At 77.4% G+C, this 4,387-nt stretch carries 5 protein-coding genes; 4 read left to right on the top strand and 1 reads right to left on the bottom strand.

Annotated features, from left to right (window positions below):
- The 4 genes from GTR00_RS15420 to GTR00_RS15405 form a co-directional block, all read left to right on the top strand.
- The coding region (locus GTR00_RS15420) for an aliphatic sulfonate ABC transporter substrate-binding protein (protein WP_205705908.1) at nt 1–1,044 on the top strand (1,044 nt) is incomplete at its 5' end.
- On the top strand, nt 1,041–1,841 hold the full coding sequence (locus GTR00_RS15415; RefSeq protein ID WP_323132513.1) for an ABC transporter permease: 801 nt from the start codon (nt 1,041–1,043) through the stop codon (nt 1,839–1,841). The genes GTR00_RS15420 and GTR00_RS15415, both read left to right, overlap by 4 nt.
- Nucleotides 1,842–1,898: 57 nt before the next feature.
- Nucleotides 1,899–2,459, top strand: a complete 561-nt coding sequence (locus GTR00_RS15410) for a GNAT family N-acetyltransferase (protein WP_166612481.1) — start codon at nt 1,899–1,901, stop codon at nt 2,457–2,459.
- Between the two features lie 38 nt (nt 2,460–2,497).
- On the top strand, nt 2,498–3,229 hold the full coding sequence (locus GTR00_RS15405; RefSeq protein WP_166612480.1) for a glutamine amidotransferase: 732 nt from the start codon (nt 2,498–2,500) through the stop codon (nt 3,227–3,229).
- A 45-nt stretch (nt 3,230–3,274) separates the two neighbouring features.
- On the opposite strand, the gene GTR00_RS15400 is transcribed toward GTR00_RS15405, so the two are convergent.
- Nucleotides 3,275–4,387 (bottom strand): ROK family protein (locus GTR00_RS15400; protein ID WP_166612479.1); only part of this gene is annotated, 1,113 nt, incomplete at its 5' end.

Below are 4,387 nucleotides of genomic sequence, written 5' to 3'. Positions count from 1 at the left end.
GCCCCGCTCCGCTCGCGCCGCACCGCGCTGGGCCTCGTCCTGGGCGGCCTGGCCGTCACCGCCGCCGGCTGCGTGCAGGGGGAGTCCTCCGGCGGCTCGGGCTCCGCCTCGGGTTCGGGTCCCGGTGCCGGGGGCGCCTCCGGGCGCGTGCGCCTGGACTACGCCCTCTACAACCCGCTGAGCCTGGTGGTGCGCCAGCGCCGGATCCTGGAGGACGCCGGCCTGGAGGTCGTCTGGGAGCAGTCCCTGGGCAGCAACAAGGCCAACGAGTTCCTGCGCAACGACAACCTCGACGTCGCCAGCACGGCCGGCTCGGCGGTGCTGCAGGCGCGCGCGAACGGCTCGGCGGTGCAGACGATCACCGTGTACTCCCAGCCGGAGTGGACCGCCCTGGTGGTGGCGGAGGGCTCCGCCCTGCAGGACGTCGCCGCGCTGCGCGGCAAGCGGATCGCCGCCACCACCGGCACCGACCCGTACTTCTTCCTGCAGCAGGCGCTGGCCGAGGCGGGCCTGTCCGCCGCCGACGTGGAGATCACCAACCTGCAGCACGCCGACGGGCGCGCGGCGCTGGAGCGCGGCGACGTGGACGCCTGGGCGGGCCTGGACCCCAACATGGCCGCCTCGCAGCTGCAGGCCGGCTCGCGCCTGCTGTACCGCAACGTGGCGTTCAACACCTTCGGGATGCTCAACGCCCGCGAGCAGTTCCTGCAGGACTCCCCGGAGCTGGCGCAGCAGGTCGCCGACGCGTACGGGCAGGCCCGCACGTGGGCGATCGAGAACCCGCAGGAGCTGGCCGCGCTGTACGCCGAGCAGGCGCAGCTGACGCCGGAGGTCGCGCAGCTGGTGCTGGAGCGCACCGGCTTCGACATCGACCCGGTGCCGGGCGAGGCGCAGCGCGAGGTGCTGGAGGCGATCGTGCCGCTCATGGCGTCCTCGGGCGACGTGGACTCCGAGGACGCCGCCGGCCGGGCCCTCGACGGGCTGTTCGCCCCGCAGTTCGCGCAGGGGGCGATCGCCTCCGCCTCCCCGTCGGTGCCCTCGTGAGCACCGCGACGCGCCCGGCGCCCGCGGCGCCGGCGGCCGGCGCGGTGCGCCGGCGCCCGCGCTGGCTGCTGGGGGCGGTGCTGCCGCTGCTGCTGCTGGCGGCGTGGCAGCTCACCTCCACCCTGGGGGTGTTCAGCGCGAACCAGATGCCGCCGCCGGCGGGCGTGCTGCGCGCCGCGCAGCGGCTGTGGGGCACCGGCGACCTGCAGACGAACATCGCCATCAGCGTCCAGCGGGTGTTCATCGGCTTCGCCTGCGGCGCCCTGATCGGCGTGGTCCTGGGGGGCCTGACCGGCCTGTCCCGGCTGGCCTCGGAGCTGCTCTCGCCGACGCTGGGCGCGCTGCGCGCAGTGCCCTCGCTGGCGTGGGTGCCGCTGCTGTCGCTGTGGATCGGCATCGGGGAGACGCCGAAGGTCGTGCTCGTCGCGATCGGCGCGTTCTTCCCGGTGTTCACGACCGTGTTCTCCGCGCTCTCGCACCTGGACCCGGCGCTGGTGGAGGTCGGCCGCGCGTTCGGCCGCCGCGGCCTGCGGCTGTTCACGGAGATCCTGCTGCCGGCCACGGCCCCCTCGCTGCTGTCGGGCCTGCGCCTGGCGCTGGCGCAGAGCTGGCTGTTCCTCGTGGCCGCCGAGCTGATCAACTCCTCGATCGGCCTGGGGTTCCAGATGGTCAACGGGCAGAACCAGGGCCGCACCGACCAGGTCCTGCTGGCGATCGTCCTGCTGGCGGTGCTCGGCAAGCTGTCCGACGTGGTGCTGGGCCTGGTGGAGGGCCGGGTCAAGCGCAACCGCGGCTGAGGCGCGCGGGCGCGGGGACGGCTGGACACCGCGCCCGCGGGACGGTTGCCTGGGGAGGTGGACACCCCCTGGCGGCTGCCCGGGGCCGTCGAGCTGCGCGACGGCCCGGTGCTGCTGCGCCGCCACGTCCCCGAGGACGCGGCCGGCGTCCTGGAGCAGTGCCGCGACCCCGACACGGTGCGCTTCACCACCGTGCCGCACCCGTACTCGCCCGAGCACGCGCAGGGGTTCCTGCGGCACGTGCGCGAGCAGTGGGCCGCGGGGGAGTGCGCCGCGCTGGCGGTGGAGCTCGAGGGCCGCTTCGCCGGGACGCTGGACCTGCGCCGCACCGCCGGCGGCTGGGCCGGGATCGGCTACGGCCTGGCCCCGTGGGCCCGCGGTCGCGGGGCGATGACCCGCGCGGCCCGCTCGGCCCTGGCGTGGGGTTTCGACGAGCTGGGCGTGCGGGGCGTGCACTGGGAGGCGGTCGTGGGCAACGAGGCCTCCTGGCGGGTGGCGCGCACCTGCGGTTTCCGCCGGGAGGGCGAGGTGCGCGGGCTGCTCGTGCACCGCGGCGAGCGCCTGGACGGCTGGATCGGCTCGCTGCTGCCCGGGGAGCTGGTGCGGGCGCCGCGCTAGGCGCGCCCGGGCCGGCGGGCCGGGATACCGTGCGCGGCGTGAGACCGTTCCTGCTGCTGGCCACCCGCGAGGACGACGGTGTCGCCGACGCCGAGCACGCCGCGGTGCTGCGCTACGGCGGCCTGGCCGAGGACGAGCTGGTGCGGGTGCGCCTGGAGCGCGGGCCGATGCCGCCGCTGGACCCGGAGGGCTTCTCCGGCGTCGTCGTCGGCGGCAGCCCGTTCTGCACCTCGGACCCCGAGGCGTCCAAACCGCCCGTGCAGCGCCGCGTGGAGCGGGAGCTGTCCGCGCTGCTGGACCGGGTCGTCGCCGCCGACGTGCCGTTCCTCGGCGCCTGCTACGGCATCGGCACCCTCGGCGTGCACCGGGGCGGCGTGGTGGACCGCACGCACGGCGAGCCCATCGGCGCGGTGCCGGTCACCCTCACCGACGCCGGCCGCGCCGACCCCCTCTTCGGGGCGCTGCCGCCCGTGTTCGACGCGTTCGTGGGGCACAAGGAGGCGCTGCGCGTGCCGCCGCCGGGCGCGGTGGTGCTGGCGAGCTCGCCGGAGTGCCCGGTGCAGGCGTTCCGCACCGGCGGCCACCAGTACGCCACGCAGTTCCACCCCGAGCTGGACGTCGAGGGCATCGTCGAGCGCGTCACCGTCTACCGGGGCGCGGGGTACTTCCCGCCCGAGGAGTACGAGCGGGTCGTGGAGCGCCTGCGCGCCTCGCGCGCCGACGTGCCGCCGCTGCTGCTGCGGCGCTTCGTGGAGCGCTACCGCCGCTGAGGGTCCCCGGGTGCCCTGCGCGCGGGCCCTGCGCGCCGGGCCGCCTCAGGGACGCGGGTGCAGCTCCAGCGCCCGCTCGCGCACCTCGCGCACCGCGCGGTCCACGGCGCCGAGCACGACGACGTCGGCGCCCAGCCGCGAGGCGAGCACCTCCGGCCGCGGCTCCTCCAGGAACCGCGGCAGCTCCCGGCGCACCAGCTCCACCAGCGGCCCGGCCGAGGCGGCCAGCGCCCCGGCGAGCACCACGCGCTCGGTGTCCACCAGGCTGGCCAGCGTCGCCACCACCCGCGTCAGCCGGCGCCCGGCGGTGCGCACCAGGGCCAGCGCGGCGCGGTCCCCGGCGGCCGCCGCGGCCAGCACCTGCTCGGGCCCCTCGGCCCCGCCGCGCGCGGCGACGAGCTCGCGCAGGCTGCGGGCCACGCCGTCGGCGGAGCCCACGCCGGTGACCAGGTCCAGGTAGCGCATCTCCCCGGCCCCGCCGTGCGCGCCGCGCAGCAGCCGGCCGTCGGCGACGATCCCGGCGCCGAAGCGCTCCCCGGTCAGCAGGGTGACGTGGTGGCGCACCGCGCGGCCGTGCCCGCGGTGCTCCTCGGCGAGCGCGGCGAGGTTGGCGTCGTTGTCGGTGAGCACCGGCCAGCCCAGGCGCTCGTGCAGGTGCTGGGAGATCCCCGGGTTGGTGAAGGCCCAGTAGGCGTTGCCGAGGAAGGCGGTGCGCCCGTCGGCGCCGACGGGCGCGGGCACCCCGACGGCGGCGGCCAGCACCTCGCCGGGCCCGGCCCCGGCGTCGTCGAGGGCGGCCAGGGCGGTGCGCTCCAGCGCGGCGAGGCGCTCGGCGACCGGGGTGCGCTCGTGGTCGTGCTCCACGCGCGCGCGGGCCCGGCCCAGCGGGGTGCCGCGCAGGTCGGCCACCGCGGCGGAGAGCTGGGCGACGCCGGCGTCCACGCCGACGACGACGCCGGCGCGCGCCCGCAGCGCGTAGCGGCGCGCGGGGCGGCCCTTGACGTAGGCGGCACCGGAGGCGCGCGCGTCGTCCAGCTCGCGCAGCCAGCCGCGCCCGATGAGCTCCTCGCACACGTCGTGCACGGTGGCGCGCGAGAGCCCGGTGCTCGCCATGAGGTCGCTGCCGGTGAGCGCGCCGTCCCCACCGCCGTCCCCACC

Source organism: Kineococcus indalonis (genome assembly GCF_009906395.1).
In the GTDB taxonomy this organism is placed as follows: domain Bacteria; phylum Actinomycetota; class Actinomycetes; order Actinomycetales; family Kineococcaceae; genus Kineococcus; species Kineococcus indalonis.
The sequence above is the reverse complement of the archived record's forward strand: the minus strand, read 5'-3'. Positions and strand labels throughout refer to the sequence as shown.